This is a genomic window from Burkholderia alba (assembly GCF_034721475.1).
In the GTDB taxonomy this organism is placed as follows: Bacteria; Pseudomonadota; Gammaproteobacteria; order Burkholderiales; family Burkholderiaceae; genus Burkholderia; species Burkholderia alba.
This window is the reverse complement of record NZ_JAWJWL010000008.1, coordinates 201,518-223,146: the sequence shown is the minus strand read 5'-3', so window position 1 is coordinate 223,146 and position 21,629 is coordinate 201,518. Positions and strand designations below refer to the sequence as shown.

Here is a 21,629-nt window from a genome sequence, read left to right as displayed (position 1 = left end):
CGCGCGCCGCCGCGCCGGCGCGCGACCGGGCCGGATCGCGCCCGTCGTGCATCGCGCCGCTGGAAAAGGCGGGTGCGGCGGCTCGCCCGATCGCCGTCGCATCGATCCAACGCTCGCGCGCCCATGTCCATACGCGTTGCGTTGCGATGCAGGGCAGGCGGGCGAGATGCGCCGGCGGAGGGCGAGCCCGGCGGCCGCTCGAATGTCGCCGAAGAAGCGACAGGCGATAGTCGCGCGCCGGCAGCGTCACACCGGCGAACGATGTTCGACCCCGCCTATCGGTGCCGCAGGTGCCGCAATGGATCGGATCACGGCATTCGAATGGGCACAGGCGTGCTTCGAATATTCACGCACGGGTTCGTCGGGCAACCGGCCGGATCGACCGCGGGCCGGGAGCCGCTATCGGCCCGCACGCGGATGCACGCGTCGCTTGCGCCACCCGAACGCGCACCGGCATCCGCCGAGCGGATCGGCGCGACGGCCGGCGCGCGGTATCGAAGCGCCGGCGCGAGCCGCGTCATTCCATCGCGAACACTTCGCAGTCGGGCTCGGCGCGCGGCGTGCCTGTACTCGCCGCGCTGGGCATCCGGCCGCCGGAATCCGGGCCCGGTTTCCACATGCCGTTGATGGTCCCGTGCCCCGCGTTCCGACAGCGCCGGAACTGATGCCACTCCTTGAAATCGAGCGCCATGCCTTGACGCATTTCCTTGAGATCGTCCGAGCGGTGCTCGGTCGTGGCATTGCGCCGGATGTCCGACGGAGAGCAGCCGAAACTCTGTTTGAACAGTTTGGCGAAGGCCGAGTTGTAGCAGAACCCGTACCGGTTGGCGAGCTCCGATATCCTGATGCGCGACCCCGACGAATAGCGGAGGATGTAATAGATCTTTCTGAGTCGGATCAGCTTGATGTATTCCGCCACACCGTGGTTCTCCGTGGAGAACAGCCGGTACAGCGCGGCCCGGGACAGGCCGATGTCGTGGCAGATGGAATCGACGCACAGCGCCGGGGATTCCAGGCGGCTGTTGATGTAGGCCTTGATCTTCTTGAGCAATTCGACTTCCAGGTTCGATCGAACCGGCTCGATGTTGTCGCTGGTGGGAAACGCCGCCGCCAGCAGCATGTTCAGCGTGACTTCGTCGACCGCCTTCGATTCGGAGGTGCGGATGGTGTCGATGCGTTCAGCCAGCCCCAGGATGTATTGGGACGCGAGGGAGGCCATCAATCCCGAGAAGACCTCGCCATGCTTGGCGGAAAGATCGATCGGAATGAAATCGCGCGGAACCATCAGGATGACGACGTCGCCCGACTGGATGTCGATGTGGAGAGGGCGCGCCAGATCGGCGAAAAAGAGCTGCTGCGGGCCGATATCGATCGCGCCGGCGTCCGTTTTCGATTGCCAGGCGTGTTCGCGCGAGATCCGGAAGAAATAGTGATCGTAGCCGTCGTGCTTGATGCGCTGCGGAGTCCTGATGGCGTCGTAGGTCAGCGAATCGTTCGCGGTCGTCGTCGTATACCGGAACGTGCCCAGCATCAGGTTACCGATATGCGCGCCGTGAAAAACACCGTCCAGATCCGTGGATGCACCGATTCCGGCCGCGCTCAGCTTGAGATCGGCCATGGTGTTCTGGTTTTGCCATGCTTCGAATTTGTCTTTGTCGTTCAGCTCTCTGGTGGAGAATTTGAATATCTCGACATTGCTCATGGGCATCTCCGATATCTCTTGATTTGACTGAAATCAGGATCCCTCAGTATTTTTTGACTTCGTCTGGGGACTTTATTTTTAGAATCGAGGACAACAAGGACACACGCTGACCGGTTCGGTCCGTCCGCCGCCGCAAGCGACGGCGCGACATTGGCCACTCACGGAACGGACCATCGGCGATGAAACGTCGGCCGGGCGGCGTGGGAGCCGCCCGCGCGACGCGGATGGCCGGACGTGCGCGGCGCGTCGAGACGATCCCCGCGCGAAGCGCGTACTCGCCGGCCGTCGTCAGGTGCGCGAACGGCGTCGCGAGACGCCGCGTGCTGTTCCGGCCGCGAGCGCGGCGCACCGGCTCCGCCGGGCCGGCCCGGCGGAGCGGATGACCGCGGCGTGATCGCGGCGGTCGTTTGAAGGGAACCATTCGTCATGGGCATGAAGCGCGAAAAATCCGTACCGTGATTCAACGCCGCACCGGACCGATCCGGCCCGGTCATGCAGCGGGGCGCGTCGAGCGTTCGATTACTCGCCGTCCTGGCCGACCAGCGGCAGCTCGGGCAACAGCAGCAGCACCACGAAACCCAGCGCGACGATTACCGAACCGGCGGCGAAGGTGCCGGCGATCGCGCTGCGATAGATGTCCGCCTGCGCGCCGAACGCCTGCGGGATCGAGCCCACGACGTGCTGCCCGACGAGCGCCGAGTGCGCGGTGGTGCCCGCCGATTGCAGCCGATGCGCGATGAACGCACTCGATCCGGCAATGCCCGCGAGGCCGCCCAGCGAGCGGAAGAACGTCAGCATCGCGGTCCCGACGCCGCGCTGCGCGACGGGCAACGCGTTCTGCACCGCGACGGTCATGTTCGGCATCACCAGCCCCAGGCCGATCCCGAGCATGAAGACGCACGGCTCGATGTACCAGTAGCTGCGCCCCGTCTCTATGGTCCACGCGAGGAGCGCGAAGGCCACGAAAGCCGTCGCGAGCCCCGCCATCTGCGCGGGCTTGTAGCGGCCGACGCGCATCAGGATCCGGCCGCTCATCACGGAGGCGATGACGGCGCCCAGCATCAGCGGCACCATCAGCAGCCCCGATTGCGTGGCCCCCGTTCCGGTGACGAGCTGCGAGAACAGCGGCAGGAAGATCGTCGCCCCGAACAAGCCCATGAACGTCAGCGACATCACGACGCACGCGACATTGAAGACCGTGTTGTCGAACAGGCTCGGCGGAATGATCGGCGACGGCGTGCGCCGCAGATGGAAGACCAGCAGCACGGCGAGACCCAGGCCCGCGCCGATCAGCCCGGCGACTTGCGGCGAGCGCCACGGCCACACGGAGCCGCCCAGCGAGAGCACGAGCAGGAAGGCCGTGACGGCGGCCGTCATCGTCAGCGAACCCAGGTAGTCGATCTTCTGCGCGCCGCCGGGCCGCGCATGGCGCAGCTTCCTGACGATGCTGTACATCGCCACGCCGCCCACCGGGAGATTGATGAAGAAGATCCAGTGCCACGACAGCGCGTCGGTGATCACGCCGCCCAGCAGAGGGCCCATCACGCTGGTCGCGGCGAACACCGCCGCGATGCCGCCTTGCTTCTGCCCGCGCCGCGCCGGCGGGATCAGGTCGGCGATGATGGCCTGGCTGAGCGGCAGGAACGCGCCCGCGCCCAGCCCCTGGATCACGCGCGAGACGATGAGATCGGCGAGGTGTCGCGACATCCCGCACAGCAGCGATCCGACGAGGAAGATCACCACCGCGATGCAGATCATCCGCTTGCGTCCGAACTGGTCGCTCAGCTTGCCGTACAGCGGCATCGCGGTCGTGGAAGCCAGCACGTACGCCGTCACGATCCACGAACTCTGGGCGATGCCGCCGAGATCGGACATGATGCGCGGCAGCGCGGTGGCCACGATGCTCTGATCGAGCGTGCCGAGGCCGATGACGACCATCAGCGCCCAGTAGATCGTGCGGATCTCGCCGCGGCTCGGCGGCGCGACGCCGCCCGGAGGGAGCGGGGGCGCGGTTGCGGGTTCGGCGCGGCGTCGTTCGGACTGCGGAGATAGCGCGACGTCGTCGGCCGCGATCGACAGGCCGGCCGGCGCATCGGCAACCGCGCCGGATCCCGTCGATGGCTTGAAAGGTTTTTCCATTCGCTCGTCCCTGGTTGATCGGGGTTGCGTCATCGAACGCCGCGGCTAGTAGATCGGCATCGCGGCATCGACCGACGCCCCCCACGCGCGGATGCCGCCGGACAGGCTGCGCACGCTCCGGAAGCCCGCGTCGCGAAGCAGCGCGGCCGCCGTCCTGCTTCGCTTGCCCGAGAGACAGTAGACGACCACGTCCGCGGTGCGATCGACTTCATGCAGGCGTTCGTTCAGGAGCGGCATCGGAATGTGCCGGGCTCCCTCGATCCGGCAGATCTCCCATTCCGGCAAGTCGCGGACGTCGAGCAGCATCAGGTTCACCGACGGATCGCTCATCATTTCGCTCAGCTCGGTTGCCGCGATCTCCATCGGATCGGCGGCCGGCACGCTGCAGACGCCGTCGAACCCCGGGATGCCGGCCAACTCCCGAATGGTCGGATGGGTACCGCAGATGGGGCAGTCCGGATCCTTGCGCAGATGCAGTTCCTCGGTGCGCATGCCCAGCGCATCGACCATCAGCAAGCGTCCGATAAGGGGCGTGCCGATTCCCAGAATCAGCTTGATGACTTCGGTCGCCTGAATCACGCCGAGCAGCCCGGGCAGTACGCCGAGGACGCCGCCTTCCGCGCAGTTGGGCACTTCGCCCGGGAGCGGCGCTTCGGCATAGAGGCATCGGTAGCAAGGTCCGTGCTTCGCGTGGAAGACCGATGCCTGTCCTTCGAACCGGAAAATGCTCGCATGGACGTTCGGCTTGTCGAGCAGCACGCAGGCATCGTTGATCAGATAGCGGGTCGGAAAATTGTCGCTGCCGTCGGCGATGATGTCGTATTCCGCGCAGATTTCCAGCGCGTTCTCGACGCTCATCATCGTCTCGTGCACGACGACCTCGACCTCCGGATTCTGCGCGTTCAGCTTGTCTCTCGCCGAGAGCACCTTGCTGCGGCCGACGTCGGTCGTGTGATGCAGGATCTGCCGCTGAAGATTGCTGACGTCCACGACGTCGCTGTCGATCAGGCCGATGCGCCCGACACCCGCCGCCGCCAGATAGATGGCGAGCGGCGAGCCGAGCCCGCCGGTGCCGATGCACAGCACGCTGGCTTCCTTGAGTTTGCGCTGCCCGGCCATTCCGATCTCCGGCATGATGAGGTGTCTGCTATAGCGCTTTATCTCTGCATGGGACAGCATAAGATACTCCGTCTCGTGGGCAATGGTTGACGTTGAACTTGCTGAAAGAGTCGGGACGTGCGGTGAAAGGAACGGCACGGGCGGAAGGCCGCAAAGGGTCGGGATGCCGATCGCACGCAGGCTAGCCGGTGGGCATGGATTCCCGTTCCGGCCTCGCATCGAATCGCGCAATGTTCGCGGAGATTGTGCAAAAGAATCGCCAGATCTCGAGCGGCGCGTCGATCTCGGTGCTGGTCCTTCCGAAGATGCGCGGGAAGGCGTAGCGCCGTTGCGCGATGGTGTGCCCGCCGCCCCGGATCGTGAAGAGGACCACTTCGTCTTGCGTCGCGGTGCCCCATGCCTGCTTCTCCACGCGGGTCGCGCGATCTGCTGTCGCAGTTTCGTCGACGCGCTCCCGGCGATGCGCGGAACCGGGACGCACGAACGACGCGGCGGTGTCCTCGGCCGACAGGACGGGGCCGAGAGAGCGCAGGCCGTACGGCGAAAGCATGCCGCCCGCGTAAGGATTGATCGGATCGGCGGTGCCGTTGAACATCATCATCGGCACCGCGACGCTCGCCGCACGGCATTTGCAGTCGGCGGGCGCCGGGCGGTTCGCCGCGATCGCGGCGAAGCCGGCGATCTCGCCGGTCATCTCGAGCGCGAGGCGAAAGCACATATGCCCGCCGTTCGAGAAGCCCGCGACGAACACGCGGGATCGATCGATCCGGTGATGGGTGTCGAACCACGCGATGAGGGCGCGCGCGAATCCGACGTCGTCGGCGTTGCGTTTCGTCGCGGTGTTCCTGCGCCCCTTCTGGCAGGTGTTCCAGTTGCCGCCCGTGCCTTGCGGATAAGCCACCGCAAAGCCGTTCGCATCGGCCAGTTCGTCGAATTCGAACCCCGTCTGCCTGCGGATCTGCTCCGGGGAACCGGAGCCGCCGTGGAACACGATGAGCAGCGGCGCGCCCGGCGCGAGCGAGGGCGGCGCGCGGTAAACAAACGAGCGGATCGTGTCGCCGACGAGCAGCGATGCGCGTTGCGCCGGGGCCGCGGACCGCCTGCCCGGCGAGCGCATCCTGCGGCGCAGGGCGAGGGCGAAGACGCCGGCGAGAAGCATCGCTAGCGTACCCAGGGCAACGGTGGTCGGAGGCATGTCGCGGAGGTGTCGTTGTCAGGTCAGGTCGGGCTGGGCAATCCGTTCGGCGTCGGTCAGCGCGTGCGCGATCGTCAGCCATCGCGTGGACGAGAGGAACGTCTGGCGGGTCTTCGTCGCGCTGAGCCGCCGCACGTCGGCGGCCACCAGATTGCCGTTCCGGTCGAACAGGAAGACGCTCTCGTGCGGCAGCAGCATGCCCCAGACGCGATGCGCGAGCGGCGGCTCGATGCGAACGCCCATGGCGCGGAACAGGTCGCCGTCCGGGTCCGCCGCGAAGTCGAGCGCGATGCCCCTGGCATGCCACCACTTTGCGTGATTGCGCGCGCTGACCGCGAGCACGGCGACCCCCAGTTCGTCCAGACGCTGCGCGACGGTGGCGAGATCCGTGAGGTGGAGCCTGGAGTAAGGGCACCAGCTGCCCCGATACAGGATGAGCAAGAGCGGGCGCCCGTTGGCGAACCGCTCGAGATCCACCGGATGCGGGCTCACCCGCGCCCATCCGTTGGCGGCGCCGGGCGACGGCGGGGCGAGCAGCGCCGGGGGCACCTCCACGTCGCGTCGCGGCGTTTCGTCCGCGCCTTCCGTCAGCGGGTACAGCAGCCGCTTCATGCAGGCGTCCGTCGCGAATGCCCAGTTCATCCGGCTACCCATGCGGTAGCGCAGCCAGAGCACCGGCAGGAGCAGGAAGCGGATGCCGATCCATATCGCCGAGAGCGGTGTCCGCACCGCGGCGATGAAGGGCGAATGGCGGCGAATGCGCGTCTCGTTGGATGTCGTCACGATGGTTGGCACCGAATAGCGGAGTGCTGCGTCCGGTTGTCATGCGGCGTTCCCGCCTCGCGCGACGCGATCGCGTCGTCCGTGCGCCGGCCCGCTGCTGCCGGCGCCGCGGCTCGTCGATCCGCCGCGCGGCGGGGCTTCACGTCACCTTGTTGCACACGGCGGTCGCGAAGGAGCCGATCCGCTCGTGCAGATACACCGAAATGATTTCTTCGTGCAGCGCTTCGCCGTTCAACGTGGGCACGAAGGCATGGCCGCCCGGAGTCGGCTGGATCAACCCCTTGGACAGCAGCTCGGAGAAGACGCTCTTGAAGGGTTCGTCCTGGACGAGGTCCACGCCGTACTCCTGCTTGAAGCGGTCGATCTCGATCGGCTGGCGGGACTTGTAGGCGAAGCCGAGCGCGGTGCCGATCGCCTGATTGCCCGTCAGGAGGCGGCCGAACGCGAGCGGCGGCGTGCCGGCCGACTCCATGTGGTGCAGATAGCCGTTGATGTCGGCGCTGTTGTGCGTCTGGATCACGCCTTGATCCGCGCCCGCGAGCCAGCCGTAGGCGCCCGGGCCGAACGCGAGCATCGTGTCGAACCGCTGCCACTTGTTGCGCGACACCCGCGGAATGTTGCCTTCGGGATAGGTGCCCGGCAGGCTCCACCATCCGCACGGGCTCGGCTGGTAGCCGTTCTTGATCAGATGTTCGACGGCGCGCTCCCGCATCTGGTAGGTCGCGACCAGCGTCGGAAACAGGTTCTGCTCGACCAGCCGGTTCCGGACCTTCGGCACGTTCCAGGCCGCGCGGTTGCCGATCCCCATCGACTGGCGGTCGGCGTTGCGCAAGCGATAGATCGTGATCGTCGGCACCTTCAGGTCGACGAGCGTGCGGATGTCCTCGGAGACCGTGTCGGGCGTTTGATACGGCAGGCCGAACATCATGTCGACGTTGAACGGCAGCCCGGTGCTGCGCAGATTCATGATCGCCTGCCGCGACATCTCCGGCGTATGCCCGCGATTCGTGAAGCTGTTCACCTCCGGCGTGAAGGATTGCACGCCGACGCTGAACCGGTTGAATCCGACGTCGATCAGCGCGCGAATCTTCTCCAGGTCGCAGAAATTGTCCGGGTTGCCCTCGATGTTCAGTTCGCATTCCGGCGCGAGCAGGAAGGCCGAGCGGACGTGATCCAGCAGCCGCTTCAGATGCTGGGGCGTCAGCACGGCGGCGGTGCCGCCGCCGATATAGAACGATTCGATCGGGGCTTGCGAGACCCACGGCACGTTCTGGGCGTAGAACGTGGATTCCTTGATCAGCGCGTCCGTCCAGCGGTCGAGCTGAGCGCCGCGCGAGGTCGGCGACGCGAGCTGCTTCACGTAATTGCAGAAGTGGCAGATGTACTCGCAAAGCGGGAAGTGGTAGTACAGGTGCGCGGGCTTGCCCTGGCCGGGATGCTGCTTGTAGCGTTCGAACAGCGCATCGGGTTCGAGCCGTTCGCCGTAGTTCGCCGTGACGTTGATGTTGTAATCGTCGCGTTCGATTTGCAGCTCAGGATGCCGATCGAGGAGCGCGCCCAGATTGGGTTCGTATTCGAGGGTATCCGCAAAATCCCGTTCTTTAACGTTCATTGAAGCCTCTCATTGGATTGTTGTCGCACGACTTCCACTTGACTGCGTCATTGGCACTGTTCGCCGGCCGATCCATCCGGTCCGGACCGGCGGCGGGGGTTATCGACCGGACGACGGCCGCGCGGCGCGCTCCGCGGACAGGTGTTGCACCCAGGCGAGCGCGTGCTCCACGTGCTCGGCCGCGCTCAGGCCCGCCAGCGTGGCGGCCACCTTGCCGTCCGCGCCGACGACGAAGGTCGTGCGCGGCACCTTGTCGTGATCGATGGGCTCGCCGCGCGTATCCGTTTTGCCCGGCGGCATGGCTTCGACGGGCAGGCCGAACGCGCGGGCCACTTGTCCATGCGCGTCGGAGGCGACCGGGATCTTGCCGGCGCAATACTGGGGATCCGCGGAGAAGGCGTTGAGCCGTTCGATACTGTCCAGCGATATGCCGATCACGCTGGCGCCGGCGGCGGTGAATTGGTCGAGGTCCCGGGCGAAGCCGTGGGCCTGGGTGTTGCACCCGCTCGTGAAGGCCGACGGGTAGAAATAGATCACGACGGCACCCGCGCGCAGCGCGTCCTTCAACGCGTAGTCGAACGGGCGGCCCGCCAGCGATGCCGGCAGGGAGAAATCCGGCGCGGTGTCGCCCGCCTGCAATCCGATCCGGGCGGGCGGGACATTTGCCGGGGGTGGGGTGATATCGCGAGGGTTCACCAACGGGGATTGATGATTCTGCATAGGGGTCGGTCCGAATTTCTCTCAATCAAGCATCAAAGGGGAACGATTCGAAGAACGGGAATTAAATCGCCATGCCGCCCGGCAATGCCCGCGTTCGAATATCTTTGGTGATTATTTGAAATTGCTTCGCCGAAACGAATCAACCCTGGTTATCCGGGTTTTATCGGCTGGGGTATTCCTGACGAACAGACTAAGTAAAGTCCATAAAATGCGTTAGCTCGTTTTGTCTCAGAAAGATGCGGTTTCGTCTCATTCCGACAATTTGTCAGTGATTAGTAAAATCGAAATCCGCGGTGCCGATATGGCCCGATCTGTCAGGGGCTTGAAAATAATGGCGATTCGGGAAGCGGCATCTTTCGCGGATACAGTCGGATTTATCCATTCGATTCATTGAATAATCCGCGCCTCGCGATCTCGCGCCGCGCGCAGCGCCATCAGGCCCGGGATGGCCGGGCAGGAGCGCGGTTCGAACCCGCGCAGCCGTGACCGACGGGGCGCGAATACGCTGGATATATAGAGGGAAACGACCCGCGAAGGCTTCTGCGGCGAGCATGAGCGCGCGATTCGGCGGCTGCCGAAAAGCGGCCTGGGGCCGATTGCCCGCGGGATCGTCGGCGTATCGATCGATGGGGTAGCCGGCAACTGGACTTGATGTATTGCGCGAGACGCGCGTGGCATACGACGGTTGCCTGATGTAGCGTGCGGCATGGAATAACGAACGAAAGTGCTTTGTAATTATTTAATGAGCATTGAATGATTGCGTCGATTGATTCTGAAAAATATTTCTTTCGTAAAATTTCCCCGTTTCGGTTTTCGTTCTTGTAATTGAGGAAGTACGGAAATGTGAGACAAACCGGCATCTTTCTGAGACAAAACGAACTGGTCATGCGGCGGCGATTTAATTTAGTCTGTGCGTGAACGGATGCTTGAGATTTGAAACCCCCGTGAAATGTCTCGGCCAAGATCCGGTGCCGGCCGGCTTGGGCAGAATAACGAATGACCGACTTGCCGATCCCGGTCGGATAAAGGGAGCTTCCTATGTCATTGACGCATGCGAGCGCGAGATTCGATGCGATCGCCGATAACTATGCAAGCAGCGAGGTGCATGAGACCAGTCCCTCCCTCACGATGCTGCGCGCGCTCAGCGACGGACGGACGGACCTCGATATCTGCGACGTGGCATGCGCGGCCGGCCATTCGGCCTTCGCATTTCTCGGCCGCGCGAAATCGATGGCCGGTGTCGATCCGTCGCCGAACATGCTGCGCAACTTCGTGGCGCTCGGCAAGGCGAGAGGCGCGCCGGTCCGTCCGGTCGAAGCCTTCGCCGAATCCATTCCGCTGCCCGACCAGAGCTTCGACTTCGTCGTCTGCCGGCTGGCCGCGCATCATTTCCACGACATCTCCCGGGCGCTCGCGGAGTTCCGCCGGCTGATCCGGCCCGACGGCAGCGTCATCATCATCGACCTGCACGGCGACGACGATCCCGACTGCGACGGCGTGAACCACCAGCTGGAGGTGCTGCACGATCCGACGCATATCCGCAGCTATACCGTCGCGCGATGGCGCGACCTGCTGGAGCAGGCGGGCCTTCGCGTGAAGACGCTGGAGCGCGATCTGACCGAGCGTCCCGGCGGCGTCGCCCTGGCGCGCTGGTGCGAGATCGCGAGTTCCGGTCCCGCCGCCCATGCGGCCATGATCGCGCTGCTCGATCAAACCCCGGCGGAAACGCGCGAAGCGATCGGCGTGCGTCGCGGCGACACGGGATACACCGTGCCGGTGCGGACGTGTTTCATCCACGCGCAAGCCATCTAGACGGATCGACCCCGCTCGAACCATGCCAGTCATCCATATTTTTCATCGACAGACGGACGATGCCGCGGCCCCGCCGCTGCAGGCGGTGTGCGAGGCGGTGTCCGCCGCCGCCGATATTCCACCGGACAAGGTCTGGGCGCTCTGGCATCCCGTCGCGCCCGCGATGGCATGGCGAGCCGACTGGAACGAGGCGCCCGGGGGCGGTCCGGTCGTCAGGATTTTCTGCCGTCGCAGTCATTCCAAGGCGAGGGTGCTGAGCATCGTCGCCGCCGTGCGGTCGACCTTGGGTGCGGCGCTCGGTTGCGCGGCCTCGACCGTGTTTGTTCAAATCATCAGGGTAGATGACGAGGAGGTATTCAGTGTCGGCTAGTCAAATCATCATGGTGCCGATCGGCACGGTTTCATCCCCGCGTGTCGAATTGATCGACGATCACTGGGGTTCCATCGAGTCGATCATCACGATCGACGCATCGGTGCTGTCGGAGCAGGCGCTGATGGGGCTGGATACCTTCAGCCATATCGAAGTGGTCTATCACCTGCATCGCGTGCCCGCCGAAGAAATCGAGCGCGGCGCCCGGCATCCGCGCGGCCGCACCGACTGGCCGAGAATCGGCATCCTCGCGCAGCGCGCGAAGGCCCGTCCGAACCAGATCGGCGTGTCGCGCTGCCAGTTGCTGGCGGTCGACGGTCTCAAGCTGCGCGTGCGCGGGCTCGATGCCGTGGACCAGACGCCGGTGCTGGACATCAAGCCCTATCTGGAGGATTTCGGGCCGATCGGGCCGGTCACGCAGCCCGCGTGGAGTCGCGAGGTCATGAAGGACTACTACACCCTGCAACCCGCCGAGTAAGCGGGCCGAAGGACATCGCGCTCATCCCCTTTCCGATATGCGCCCACAACCTGACAGAGTCATTTCGGTCCGCCGGGTTCGCCCGCGGTTCGAAACCGTCGAGCGCCGCCTGTGGTTCGGCGGCGATCGATTTCGCACGGCGCTGTTCAACGCGTACACCATGCTGTTGTGCGACGAATTCGAATTCGTCGCCATCGTGCGCAACTATCTGCCCGCGATCCGCGACGAGCAGTTGAGGAAGCAGCTCAAGTCGTGGCTCGGGCAGGAGGCGTCGCACGGCGTCCAGCATCGGCATGCGTGCGCCTATCTCGATCGCATCCGCTTGCGCTATCGCGGCTATTACAAGATCGAGAACTTCGTCATCTTCCGGTTCCTGTTTCCGCTGCTGGGCTGGAAGCTGCGCATCGGGCTGATCGCGGCGCTGGAGCATTTCAACACGCTGATGGGCGAGATGTGCCTGCGTCGGTCCGACTATTTCGCGAAGGCGGACAGCGAGCTGGGCTTGCTGCTCAGCTGGCATTTCGCGGAAGAGATCGAGCATCGCGCGGTGATTCACGACATCGCGGAGGCCGTGGGCGTGGGCTACTTCACGCGCATCGCCACCGGGCTGCTCGCGTTCGCGCTCTATACCGGCGTTCTGTTCACGACCGCCTTCTGGTTCGCCGCGCAGTCCTCGGACCTGCTGCGGCCGTCCACGTACGTCCAGATGTTCCGCTTCATGTTCGTCGAGGAACGATTCGCGCAGTTTGTCCTGGCCTATGCGCGCGATTACCTGTCGCCCCGTTTCCACCCGCTGAAGCGCGACTCCGACCGCTTTGCCGAAGCCGTATTCCAGCGCCTGGTCCCGGCGAGGCCCGCCGGCGGTTCGTGACGCACCGTATCGACGCCTGTCCGCATTGCTTCGGCCTTCTTCACGCTTGACTCAATTCGGTGGATTGATATGAATATCGTGTTATCAGGTGTCCTGCAGAAATACGCCCAGTATCAACGGGAACATTCGCTGACGGCGGGCACGATCCGAGAGGCCATCGAGCTTCTGGTGGAGCGCTTTCCGGCGATGGGCGGCGTGCTGCTGGATGCGGGCGGCCAGCCCCGCAAGGTGCACCGCCTGTTCCTGAACGGCCATCAGATTTCGCCCGAGCAGGTCGGCCAGTTCGTGAAGCAGGAGGACAAGCTGGAAATCCTCACGGCCATCGCGGGAGGGTGACGCGCATGCTTTCTCCCCATATGGAGCTGGTCGCGCCGGAGCCGGCGCGCGCCGACGGCCCGATCGCGCTGCCGCTGCCCGACGATGCGTCGCGCGATGCGGTCGGCCGCTGGGTCGACCGATTCTCGGGCGACCTGCTCGAACAGGTATCGAAGGAGGCCGGCCATCTGGACCTGACCGGCACCGTGATCCGGCGCGAGGTGCTGATCGAGGCGGCCCGATGCGGGCTGCTGGGCGCTTCGCTGCCGCGCAGCGTGGGCGGTCTCGGCATGTCGTTGCTGAGCTGGGGCAGGGCGCTCGAGCGGGTCGGCTATCTGTGCGACGACGCGTCGTTCACGTTGAACATCAGCCTGTTCCAGGCCGTGGCCAACATGATCGTGTCGAGCGGCAATGCGTGGCTGATCGAGCGCTATGCCGCGCCGGTCTGTACCGGCGGGTGCCTGATCGCGTTCGCCTACACGGAAGACGCGGACGCCTTCTGCATGAAGAGCACGCTGAAGCAGCAGCACGGCGACTACGTGGTCAACGGGTCCAAGGTCATGGTGACCGCCGGCGCGATCGCCGACAGCTACATGACGTACCTGATCAACGAGGCGACCGGCGACATGGCCGTGGTGATGATCGACCGCGACATGCCCGGGGTCCACGTGCAGCCGATCGACACGATGGGGTTGCGCGCGAGCGGCCTGGCGTCGGTCCGCTTCGATGCCGTCCGCGTGCCCAGGGAGCAGGTGATCACCGCGGAGAACGGGCTGGATCACGTGCAGAGTTTCCTGAACCCGCGGCGCGGCATCCTCTGCTGCGCGCCGATCGGACGCATGCAGCGCATCGTGGACGAGTGCGTGAAGATGCTGTCGGGGACGATCCGGTACGGCGCCCCGCTGACCGGCATGCAGCTGATCCAGGCGCGGCTCGGCCGGATGCAGATGAAGGTCCATATATCGCGCGCGCTCATCGATCCCGCGCTGGACTGGCTGGATCAGCACACGACGAACACGCATCTCGAGGAGATCGTCTCGACGGCCAAGCACGAAATCACGGAGAACGCGATTTCCGTGGCGCTCGATTCGATACGCGTCACCGGCGCGCGCGGCTACGCGCACGTCAACCAGTTCGAGCGGTACCTTCGCGATTTTTGCGGGTTGATCTCCGGCGCCGGATCGCAGGACGTCCTCGAGGTCAACATGGGCTCACTTGCGGTCGCCCATTGCGGGGGCCGGACAACGGGATGAAACATGGCGCGCTATTCCACCCTCCAGGTTCTCAACGATACGAGCCTCTTCGATTCCCGCCAGCTGCTGCCGCGCAGCATCCTGTCCTGCACGATGAGGGTCTGGGCGCAATGGCTGAAGGATCACTTGCGTCCGTTCCCGAAGCTCATCCGGGAGTTCGGTTTCGGCGTGGTCGTGGTGCGCCAGAACATCCGCTACGAACAGCCCTTCAATTTCTTCTCCGCTGACGAGTTCGCCGTGCGCTGCGCGATCTCGGTGCGTCAGAAGCGGCATCTGCTGCTCGGCGACGTCGAGTTCATGAACGGCAACGAACGCTTTGCCCATCTGCAGTGCGCGATGCGGCCGCTGGCCATCGAACGCGACAGCGATCTGGGCGCCGTGCCGTCGCGCGTCGACGGCGCGGTCCTGGACATGTTCCTGCCCGACGAGATCTCGAATGTCGCGGTGGAGCGCACGTTGCGCAGAACGCTCGGCGAGCTGGCGGCGGCGCCGGTTGTCGCGACGGCCACCCGCACGATCCGGATCTGCCGGCACGATTCCGAGGCGGCGGATCAGTGGTCGTACATCGAGGTCGTCGCGAACGCCGCGAGCGCGCGCGAATCGATGATTCTCGATGCGGGACCGGATGCGCACCGGGCCATGCAGGCCGGGCTGGCCGCGCCCGTCGGCGAGATGGAGATCGAAATCGACCGGCCGCTGTTCCTGTTCGATTCCGCCGAAATCCATTCGACCGCGTATCGAACCGACGATTGCCTCACGTTCGTGCATGTGTACCGGTCGAACCTCGGGGGCAGTCACGAGCACGCGACGGTCGTGGAGCGGTTCGCGGTCTGAGCGTCGGCAAGGGGGCGTCTCGCGGTTTCTCTTGCCGCGAGGGAAGCGGGCGTCGCGCCGACGGATGTCGCGCGTGGGGCGATCGAATCGGGTTCGGCCGCGTTGGGCGCGGCGCCACCCTGCCGGGCGGATCGGGCGAGCCGGATGTGACGTCGAGGGGGGCGTGCGTCGCGGGTCGGGCGTTTCGCGGTCGCCTCGCGGGTATCCGTAGCGCATGACGGACTTGCAGCCGCGTGGGTCGGCGAGCAGCGGCCGTTCGGCCGGCGAGACGCCTCACGTCGCCCACGCCTGCCGCCGATTGCCGGACCCGCCCACCCCTCACCGGATCACCCGCCCGGCGCCTTCACCCGCCCCGCCGAATCAGCGCAGCAGTTCGTACGGACCGCCGCGTTCGAGTGCCCGCTGGTAGGCGGGGCGCGCGTGAATGCGTGTCAGGAAATCGGCGATCGACGGCAGCGCCGCCGGATCGCCGCCGCGCGACGTCGCGGCCTCGAGCGGGAAGCTCATCTGGATGTCGGCCGCGCTGAAGCTGTCGCCGACGAACCAGCCGGTCTCGCGCAGCGCATTCTCGACGTGGCCGAGGTGCAGCTTCAGCTGCGGATCGATGAAGCTCGACTGCAGCGTCGCGGAGATCTTGCGTGCGATGGGCCGGGCGAAGAACGGCATGCGCGCGTGCGCAATCCGCAGCGCCACCAGCTTGAGGAGCAGCGGCGGCATCGCCGAGCCTTCCGCATAGTGCAGCCAGTACGTGTAGCGTAGCCGCTCGGGCGTGCCCGCCGGCGGCACGAAGCGGCCCCGGCCGTAACGCTCGACCAGGTATTCGATGATGGCGCCCGATTCGGCGAGGGTCTGCCCGTCGTCGGTGATGACGGGCGACTTGCCGAGCGGATGCACCGCGCGCAGTTCGGGCGGCGCGAGCATCGTGTCCGGATCGCGCGCATAGCGCTTGATCTCGTAGGGCACCTCCAGTTCTTCGAGCAGCCACAGCACGCGCTGCGAACGGGAGTTGTTCAGGTGATGGACAGTCAGCATGGTCGGGCGCTCGTCGAGGTGGGTGACGCAAGCAGGGAGGCATGCGGCGCGGGCGGGGTTCCGCCGCCGCGCCGGAGCATCATAACGCGGCGCGCCCGGGGGGGCGGATGCGCATTCGCCCGCGTCCCGGCGCGGCTCCGATATAGTGGCGGACGCCATGGCGGCGCGGGCGTCGTCCGCGCGGCGGCATGCCCTTTCATTCCTCCTCCCGCGCAAGGAGATCCCATGACAGTGTCGTTGACCCGGTTGATCCTGTACGTCCAGGACGTGGAAGGGCTCAAGGCGTTCTACCGGACGCACTTCGGACTGGCGCCCGGCGAGGAGATCGCGCACGAGTGGGCGGTGCTGCGGGCGGGCGCGTTCGAGCTTGCGTTGCACCGTGCCGGGCCGGCATTTCGCGGCCAGACGAGGCCGGGCGACGGCTCGAACGCGAAGCTCGTGTTCGCGGTGGCGTCCGGCCTGGCCGGGTTGCGCGACGCGCTGGTGCGCGACGGCGTGCCGATGCGCGAACTCAAGCGGTTCGACGGGTTTCCCTATCTGCTCTGCGACGGCGAGGACCCCGAAGGCAACGTGTTCCAGCTGATGCAGGCCGACTAGCGGAATCCGTGTCGCTCCCCGCGCGTCAGCCGGACTGCGTCGCGCCGAACCGCCGGTGCGCGCCGGTGTCCTTCACCGCCGCGATCAGTTCCTGCGCGAGACGCGGCGCGTGACGCGCGAACACATGGAAACGCGCGTCGGGCAGCGGCGGCAGGCCGTCCGCCGTGCCGAGCACGCGCAGGCCGTCGCGCAGCTGGCTGGCGGCGATCGGCGTGACCGCGAAGCCGGCCCGCGCCGCGGCGACGCAGCCGGCCATGCTGCTGCTTTCGAAGGCGAGCCGCCACGGCCGGCCGGCCCGGGTCAGTGCATCGATCGCGGCTTCGCGATAGACGCAGGGTTCGGGAAACATCGCGAGCGGCAGCTCGGCATCCGGGTCGAATGCGCACGCGGCGCCGAATGCCCAGACGAGCGTTTCTTCCCACAGCAGCGTGCCGCCTTCCGGCACGCGTGCGCACTGCTTGCCGAACACGATGTCGACCTGGCCGCGTTCGAGCGCCTTGACGAGATCGGCGGTGATGCCGACCTGCAGCGTCACGGACGCGCCCGGATAGTGGTGCTGGAAAGTCTGCAGCACCTGCGGCAGCCAGGTGCCGGCGAAATCCTCCGACGCGCCGATGCGGATGCGTTCGTGGCTGAGCGCGCCGCGCAGCCGCGCGCGCGCCTCCTGTTCGAGATTGACGATGTTGCGGGCATACGCGTAGAGCGTTTCGCCCGCCGGGGTGAGCTGGAAGCTGCGGGTCGTGCGCGCGAGCAGCTTCGCGCCCGCCGTTTCCTCGAGCCGCCGGATGTGGCCGCTGACGGCGGACGGCGTGAGCGCGAGCCGGTCGGCCGCGAGCGCGAAGCCGCCCAGTTCGACGACTTCGACGAAGGTACGCAGCAGGATCAGATCGAACGGCGCCGATCCGCCCAACGGATGTGTCGATGCTTGCAAGCGGGCCTCGTGGGTGCGCGGGGCCGGGCGGCCGCCGGATTCGCGCATTGTGACAGAGGACGCCCGGCGTCGCCCGGATGGTCGCGCGCGCCGTGCTCCGGTATGCTCGGGCGCGGGCATTCGCCCGCTTCTTCGACGCTCATGAAAAAAACCGAATCGATCATTCTCGCGGCCGATCTGGCGGGCACCGCGGTATTCGCGGTCGAGGGCGCCGTCGCCGCGATGCGCGGCGGCCTCGACCTGCTCGGCGTGATGGTGCTGTCGTTCGTCGTCGCGCTGGGGGGCGGCGTGATCCGCGACCTGCTGATCGGCGCGACGCCGCCCAATGCGATCCGCGACTGGCGCTATCCGGCGCTCGCGTTCGTGACGGGCCTGCTGACCTTCGTCGGCCATGCGCAGGTGCTGCGCGTCGACGCGTCGCCGCTGGTGGCGCTCGATGCGGCCGGCCTCGCGCTGTTCGCGGTCGCGGGCGCGCAGAAGGCGCTCGACTACGGCATCGGTCCGTTCATCGCCGCGCTGATGGGCACGGTGACGGGCGTCGGCGGCGGCGTGATGCGCGATCTGCTGCTCGCGCGGATTCCGACCGTGCTGGTCACGGACATCTATGCGAGCGCGGCATTCGTGGGCGGAGCGATGCTGGTGGTAGGCCGCCGCGCGGGTCTGCCGCCCGCCGCCGCCGCGCTGTCGAGCGGCGCCGCGTGCTTCGCGGTGCGGATGGCGGCGTTCCGGTACGGCTGGCACTTGCCGCGCGCGGCGCCTTGACCGGCGGCAGCGCGCGGGCTCTCGCGATTGGTTTCGAAACATCAGCAATCCGGGCCGATTCGTGATGAATCGGCCCGGCCGGACTCCGTAAGCTGACGAATCGACAGCCCGCGATTCAAGGAGCCCGCCATGTCAGCCTATGCCTTTGCCGATACCCGCCGTCTGCGGATCGGCTATCTCGAATGGAATCCGTCGGGGCAGCGCTGCGCCGTGCTGATGCACGGCTGGCCCGACAGCCCGGAAACCTGGGCCGATGTCGCGCGGCGCCTGGCCGCCGCCGGCTACCGCGTGCTGTGTCCGGCGCTGCGCGGCTTCGGTCCGACGCGGTTTCTCGACGCGAACACGCCGCGCAGCGGCCAGCTGAGCGCGCTGGGCCGCGATCTGCTCGATTTCATCGACGCGCTCGCGCTGCGCGAACCGGTGCTGGTGGGCCACGACTGGGGTGCTCGCGCCGTTGCCAACGCATGCGGGTTGCGCGACGGCGTGGCATCGCATCTCGTGATGCTGTCGGTCGGCTACGGGACGAACGATCCGCGCCAGGCGCTGAGCTATGGACAGGCACGCAATTACTGGTACCACTGGTTCATGGCGACGCCGCGCGGCGCGGCCGCGGTCGAACACGACCGCCGGGCGTTTGCGCAGGGGATGTGGGAGACGTGGTCGCCCGCGGGTTGGTACGCGGCCCGCGATTTCGACACCGCCGCCGCCGCGTTCGACAACCCGGATTGGGCCGCAGTGGTGCTGCATTCGTACCGGCATCGCTGGGGTTTCGCCGACGGCGATCCGGCCTACGCGGCCGACGAGGCGGCGCTTCAGCCGGCGCCGAAGCTGGCGGTGCCGTCGCTGGTGCTGCACGGCGGCGCCGACACCTGCAACCATCCGGACAGTTCCGACGGCAAGGCGCACTGCTTCGGCGGACCGTACCGCCGCATCGTGCTCGACGGCGTCGGGCATTTTCCGCAGCGGGAAGCGCCCGGCGCGGTGGCGGACGCCATCCTGGATTTCACGGGTGCCGCCCGCTGACGCGATCGCCCGGCGTCAGTGCGGATGAACGATGTCCCGCAGCGCCGCCGCGAACAGCGGCGGGTTCTCCATCATCATCAGATGGCCGCAGTCCGGTAGCGCGCGATCGCTCGCCGCCTGTTTCCTGACCCAGTCCGGCACGTGCCAGCCGGACGCCGAACGCTCGCCCGCGAGCAGATGCAACGGGATCGTGCCGAGCCGGCGCGCGATGTTCGCCAGGTACTCCGGGCGGCAGGTGGTGTCGACGACGGACGCGGCCATGCACTGCAGCGTGACGGCCGGCTGAAACGCCAAGTGCGCGAGCGCCGAGCGCAGCTGCGGCGCGGTCGGCTCGACTCCCGCGCCGGCGAGCCAGCCGGCCGGGTCCGCGCGATCCCGCTGCAGCCGCGCTTCGACTTCGGCCAGCGGCATTGCCGCGAGTTGCTGCGACCAGAACGCGTCGTCGAGCGTGAAGTTGCCCTCGACGGAGACGAGCGCCTCGACCCGCTCCGGATATTTCGCCGCGAACTGCATCGCGATCGCCCCGCCGACCGAATGGCCGACGACGAACCAGCGATCGGCGGGGCCGCCCGCCGCGTCGATCGCCTCGCGCAGCGCCTCGACCTGGGCGGCGAGCGTGATCGATGCGGGATCGGCGTCGGCGAGCGCGCCGTAACCGTGCAGATCGGGCGCGACGACTGTCGCGGGTTGCAGCGCCGCGATCAGCGCGGGATCGTCGAACGACCCGATGAGGCCGTGAACGAGCAGAATGCGGGGGTGGGCGGACATCGATCGCTTCCGGTGGACGAAGGGCTCCATCTTAGCGAGCGGAGGGCGGGTTGACGAGCGGCTCAGACGGTTCGTTTCGCGATCCACGCACCCCAGAACAGGCTTCCGAAAAACCGCAGCGGCGCGTCGAATCCCGCCGCGCGCAGCCAGGCCTGCACGGCTTCTTCGGACTCGGGCGGATCGGCGCCCTCGAGGATCTTCGCGAGCTTGCGCTCGATCTCGTCGGCGGACGCGCCGTGCATTCTCCAGCGCTGCCGCCACGCGTCGAGCAACGGCGGGTGGTCCGCGTAGCGGCGATAGTTGCCGGCCAGTACGAGCGGCGCGCCGGGCTTCAGGCGGCACGCGAGCGCGGCGAGCAGCGCCGCCTTCGCGGTATCGCCGGGCACGTGGTGCAGCACGCCGATCAGCGTGGCGCCGTCGAAACCGGGGGTGGCCGGCAGCGCGTCGACGTCGCCGTGGATCAGCGTCGCGCGCGCCGTCAGGCCGGCCGCCGCGAGGCTCGCGCGCGCGAGGTCGAGCATCGGCGCGGACGGGTCGACGGCGGTGAAGGTCCAGGCAGGTTCGAGCGGCGCGGTCGTGAGGATTTCCTGCGCGGTGCCGCCCGCGCCGGCGACGAGAATCCGGGCGGGGTGTTCGCCCGCCGCGACGTTCGACGCGAGCATGCAGGCGGCGAGTTCGTGGCAGGCGTCGTAACCCGCCAGCGCGATGCGGCTCTGCTGCGCATACTCGCCGGTGCGCGCGAGGTCGAATTTGGCTGCGCTGTCGGGGATCGTCGGCATGGTGGCGTGGCTCCGGTGGCCGGCCCGGGGATCACGGCCGCGGGACCGGAACGTAGCGTAAGGCGCGGTGCGGCGCGCTGCAAGGCAAGCGGCGATCATGGGATGGGCACTGCCACGGAGAGCCCGGCGATGTCGGCGGCCGGCGGCGCGTGTCGAGCCATTGTCCTGCCGGACGCTTCTTTCATGATGAGGATCACGAAATAGCATGCGATGCGCGACAGACATCGTTGCCGCGATGTCCGCGTGAATTGGCACGCGATGCATCTCGATGCCTTCCGGTGCGCCGCGAGCGCGACGCATTGGCCCGGGCGTGGATTCCGCGTGCCTCTGCCGTCCATCGGCCCGGTTCGGTGCAAGCGCATTTCGAGAGGGGCGGCGCCGCGGATTCGGCGCGAGTTCGCCGCATCGATTGCTCCGATCCTCCGCGCGCCGGCGGATCGCGCGTCAATCGGCGAATTGAAAGGCTTCGCGCGGCGGGACGAGGCCGCGCGAGGCTTTCGCCATGCTTTCCCGCGCACCGATGCCGAACCGAAG

21 protein-coding genes are annotated in these 21,629 nt (G+C 66.9%); 10 read left to right on the top strand and 11 right to left on the bottom strand.

What is annotated here, in order from left to right; genetic code table 11:
* Positions 1-517: 517 nt before the first annotated feature.
* The 7 genes from RZR99_RS11705 to RZR99_RS11675 all read right to left on the bottom strand — a co-directional run bounded on the left by RZR99_RS11705 (position 518) and on the right by RZR99_RS11675 (position 9,270).
* Positions 518-1,702 (bottom strand): helix-turn-helix domain-containing protein, encoded by a 1,185-nt coding sequence (locus RZR99_RS11705; protein ID WP_323119919.1) that lies wholly within the window; start codon positions 1,700-1,702, stop codon positions 518-520.
* Positions 1,703-2,221: 519 nt separating this feature from the next.
* On the bottom strand, positions 2,222-3,841 hold the full coding sequence (locus RZR99_RS11700; RefSeq protein ID WP_323119918.1) for an MDR family MFS transporter: 1,620 nt from the start codon (positions 3,839-3,841) through the stop codon (positions 2,222-2,224).
* A 45-nt stretch (positions 3,842-3,886) separates the two neighbouring features.
* A complete protein-coding gene (moeB, locus tag RZR99_RS11695) occupies positions 3,887-5,020 on the bottom strand; it encodes a molybdopterin-synthase adenylyltransferase MoeB (protein WP_323119917.1) in 1,134 nt (377 codons plus the stop codon).
* Positions 5,021-5,141: 121 nt separating this feature from the next.
* Positions 5,142-6,155 carry an alpha/beta hydrolase family esterase gene (locus tag RZR99_RS11690; protein ID WP_323119916.1) on the bottom strand — a complete coding sequence of 338 codons (1,014 nt, stop codon included), beginning with the start codon at positions 6,153-6,155 and terminating at the stop codon, positions 5,142-5,144.
* Positions 6,156-6,173: 18 nt separating this feature from the next.
* On the bottom strand, positions 6,174-6,950 hold the full coding sequence (locus RZR99_RS11685; protein ID WP_323119915.1) for a redoxin domain-containing protein: 777 nt from the start codon (positions 6,948-6,950) through the stop codon (positions 6,174-6,176).
* 127 nt (positions 6,951-7,077) lie between these two features.
* A complete protein-coding gene (locus RZR99_RS11680) occupies positions 7,078-8,550 on the bottom strand; it encodes a coproporphyrinogen-III oxidase family protein (RefSeq protein WP_323119914.1) in 1,473 nt (490 codons plus the stop codon).
* Positions 8,551-8,649: 99 nt separating this feature from the next.
* Positions 8,650-9,270, bottom strand: a complete 621-nt coding sequence (locus RZR99_RS11675; RefSeq protein ID WP_407655437.1) for a peroxiredoxin — start codon at positions 9,268-9,270, stop codon at positions 8,650-8,652.
* Between the two features lie 1,038 nt (positions 9,271-10,308).
* Between RZR99_RS11675 and RZR99_RS11670 the strand changes: the two genes are divergently transcribed.
* From RZR99_RS11670 to RZR99_RS11640, 7 genes are all read left to right on the top strand, one after another.
* Positions 10,309-11,082: a class I SAM-dependent methyltransferase gene (locus tag RZR99_RS11670; RefSeq protein WP_323119912.1), complete on the top strand. Its 774-nt coding sequence runs from the start codon at positions 10,309-10,311 to the stop codon at positions 11,080-11,082.
* A 22-nt stretch (positions 11,083-11,104) separates the two neighbouring features.
* On the top strand, positions 11,105-11,452 hold the full coding sequence (locus tag RZR99_RS11665) for a hypothetical protein (protein WP_323119911.1): 348 nt from the start codon (positions 11,105-11,107) through the stop codon (positions 11,450-11,452).
* A complete protein-coding gene (locus RZR99_RS11660; RefSeq protein WP_323119910.1) occupies positions 11,442-11,930 on the top strand; it encodes an SAM-dependent methyltransferase in 489 nt (162 codons plus the stop codon). Before RZR99_RS11665 ends, RZR99_RS11660 begins: the two co-directional genes overlap by 11 nt.
* Before the next feature lie 37 nt (positions 11,931-11,967).
* On the top strand, positions 11,968-12,801 hold the full coding sequence (locus RZR99_RS11655) for a metal-dependent hydrolase (RefSeq protein WP_323119909.1): 834 nt from the start codon (positions 11,968-11,970) through the stop codon (positions 12,799-12,801).
* Between the two features lie 69 nt (positions 12,802-12,870).
* Positions 12,871-13,137, top strand: a complete 267-nt coding sequence (locus RZR99_RS11650; protein WP_323119908.1) for a MoaD/ThiS family protein — start codon at positions 12,871-12,873, stop codon at positions 13,135-13,137.
* Positions 13,138-13,142: 5 nt separating this feature from the next.
* Positions 13,143-14,369, top strand: a complete 1,227-nt coding sequence (locus RZR99_RS11645; RefSeq protein ID WP_323119907.1) for an acyl-CoA dehydrogenase family protein — start codon at positions 13,143-13,145, stop codon at positions 14,367-14,369.
* Positions 14,370-14,372: 3 nt separating this feature from the next.
* Positions 14,373-15,203, top strand: a complete 831-nt coding sequence (locus tag RZR99_RS11640; RefSeq protein WP_323119906.1) for a hotdog family protein — start codon at positions 14,373-14,375, stop codon at positions 15,201-15,203.
* Positions 15,204-15,563: 360 nt separating this feature from the next.
* Here RZR99_RS11640 and RZR99_RS11635 read toward each other — a convergent pair whose 3' ends face one another.
* Complete coding sequence (locus tag RZR99_RS11635; protein ID WP_323119905.1) at positions 15,564-16,235, bottom strand: glutathione S-transferase family protein; 672 nt, start codon at positions 16,233-16,235, stop codon at positions 15,564-15,566.
* Between the two features lie 225 nt (positions 16,236-16,460).
* On the opposite strand from RZR99_RS11635, the gene RZR99_RS11630 reads away from it, so the two are divergent.
* Positions 16,461-16,832 (top strand): VOC family protein, encoded by a 372-nt coding sequence (locus RZR99_RS11630; RefSeq protein ID WP_323119904.1) that lies wholly within the window; start codon positions 16,461-16,463, stop codon positions 16,830-16,832.
* Between the two features lie 25 nt (positions 16,833-16,857).
* On the opposite strand, the gene RZR99_RS11625 is transcribed toward RZR99_RS11630, so the two are convergent.
* Positions 16,858-17,763: a LysR substrate-binding domain-containing protein gene (locus tag RZR99_RS11625; protein ID WP_323119903.1), complete on the bottom strand. Its 906-nt coding sequence runs from the start codon at positions 17,761-17,763 to the stop codon at positions 16,858-16,860.
* A 141-nt stretch (positions 17,764-17,904) separates the two neighbouring features.
* Between RZR99_RS11625 and RZR99_RS11620 the strand changes: the two genes are divergently transcribed.
* Positions 17,905-18,525: a trimeric intracellular cation channel family protein gene (locus RZR99_RS11620; protein ID WP_323119902.1), complete on the top strand. Its 621-nt coding sequence runs from the start codon at positions 17,905-17,907 to the stop codon at positions 18,523-18,525.
* A 129-nt stretch (positions 18,526-18,654) separates the two neighbouring features.
* A complete protein-coding gene (locus RZR99_RS11615) occupies positions 18,655-19,548 on the top strand; it encodes an alpha/beta fold hydrolase (RefSeq protein ID WP_323119901.1) in 894 nt (297 codons plus the stop codon).
* Between the two features lie 15 nt (positions 19,549-19,563).
* Here RZR99_RS11615 and RZR99_RS11610 read toward each other — a convergent pair whose 3' ends face one another.
* Positions 19,564-20,316, bottom strand: coding sequence for an alpha/beta fold hydrolase (locus RZR99_RS11610; protein ID WP_323119900.1), 753 nt, complete (start codon positions 20,314-20,316; stop codon positions 19,564-19,566).
* A 62-nt stretch (positions 20,317-20,378) separates the two neighbouring features.
* Positions 20,379-21,095, bottom strand: a complete 717-nt coding sequence (locus RZR99_RS11605) for a class I SAM-dependent methyltransferase (RefSeq protein ID WP_323119899.1) — start codon at positions 21,093-21,095, stop codon at positions 20,379-20,381.
* Between the last annotated feature and the right edge of the window lie 534 nt (positions 21,096-21,629).

Excerpts from the sequence above, each read along its gene's own strand:
- RZR99_RS11650 (WP_323119908.1), top strand. The coding sequence starts at position 12,871 with ATGAATATCGTGTTATCAGGTGTCCTGCAGAAATACGCCCAGTATCAA.
- RZR99_RS11665 (WP_323119911.1), top strand. The coding sequence starts at position 11,105 with ATGCCAGTCATCCATATTTTTCATCGACAGACGGACGATGCCGCGGCC.
- RZR99_RS11680 (WP_323119914.1), bottom strand. The coding sequence starts at position 8,550 with ATGAACGTTAAAGAACGGGATTTTGCGGATACCCTCGAATACGAACCC.
- RZR99_RS11615 (WP_323119901.1), top strand. The coding sequence starts at position 18,655 with ATGTCAGCCTATGCCTTTGCCGATACCCGCCGTCTGCGGATCGGCTAT.
- RZR99_RS11605 (WP_323119899.1), bottom strand. The coding sequence starts at position 21,095 with ATGCCGACGATCCCCGACAGCGCAGCCAAATTCGACCTCGCGCGCACC.
- RZR99_RS11700 (WP_323119918.1), bottom strand. The coding sequence starts at position 3,841 with ATGGAAAAACCTTTCAAGCCATCGACGGGATCCGGCGCGGTTGCCGAT.
- RZR99_RS11645 (WP_323119907.1), top strand. The coding sequence starts at position 13,143 with ATGCTTTCTCCCCATATGGAGCTGGTCGCGCCGGAGCCGGCGCGCGCC.
- RZR99_RS11610 (WP_323119900.1), bottom strand. The coding sequence starts at position 20,316 with ATGTCCGCCCACCCCCGCATTCTGCTCGTTCACGGCCTCATCGGGTCG.
- moeB (WP_323119917.1), bottom strand. The coding sequence starts at position 5,020 with ATGCTGTCCCATGCAGAGATAAAGCGCTATAGCAGACACCTCATCATG.
- RZR99_RS11705 (WP_323119919.1), bottom strand. The coding sequence starts at position 1,702 with ATGAGCAATGTCGAGATATTCAAATTCTCCACCAGAGAGCTGAACGAC.
- RZR99_RS11675 (WP_407655437.1), bottom strand. The coding sequence starts at position 9,270 with ATGCAGAATCATCAATCCCCGTTGGTGAACCCTCGCGATATCACCCCA.
- RZR99_RS11690 (WP_323119916.1), bottom strand. The coding sequence starts at position 6,155 with ATGCCTCCGACCACCGTTGCCCTGGGTACGCTAGCGATGCTTCTCGCC.
- RZR99_RS11630 (WP_323119904.1), top strand. The coding sequence starts at position 16,461 with ATGACAGTGTCGTTGACCCGGTTGATCCTGTACGTCCAGGACGTGGAA.
- RZR99_RS11640 (WP_323119906.1), top strand. The coding sequence starts at position 14,373 with ATGGCGCGCTATTCCACCCTCCAGGTTCTCAACGATACGAGCCTCTTC.
- RZR99_RS11655 (WP_323119909.1), top strand. The coding sequence starts at position 11,968 with ATGCGCCCACAACCTGACAGAGTCATTTCGGTCCGCCGGGTTCGCCCG.
- RZR99_RS11620 (WP_323119902.1), top strand. The coding sequence starts at position 17,905 with ATGAAAAAAACCGAATCGATCATTCTCGCGGCCGATCTGGCGGGCACC.
- RZR99_RS11670 (WP_323119912.1), top strand. The coding sequence starts at position 10,309 with ATGTCATTGACGCATGCGAGCGCGAGATTCGATGCGATCGCCGATAAC.
- RZR99_RS11635 (WP_323119905.1), bottom strand. The coding sequence starts at position 16,235 with ATGCTGACTGTCCATCACCTGAACAACTCCCGTTCGCAGCGCGTGCTG.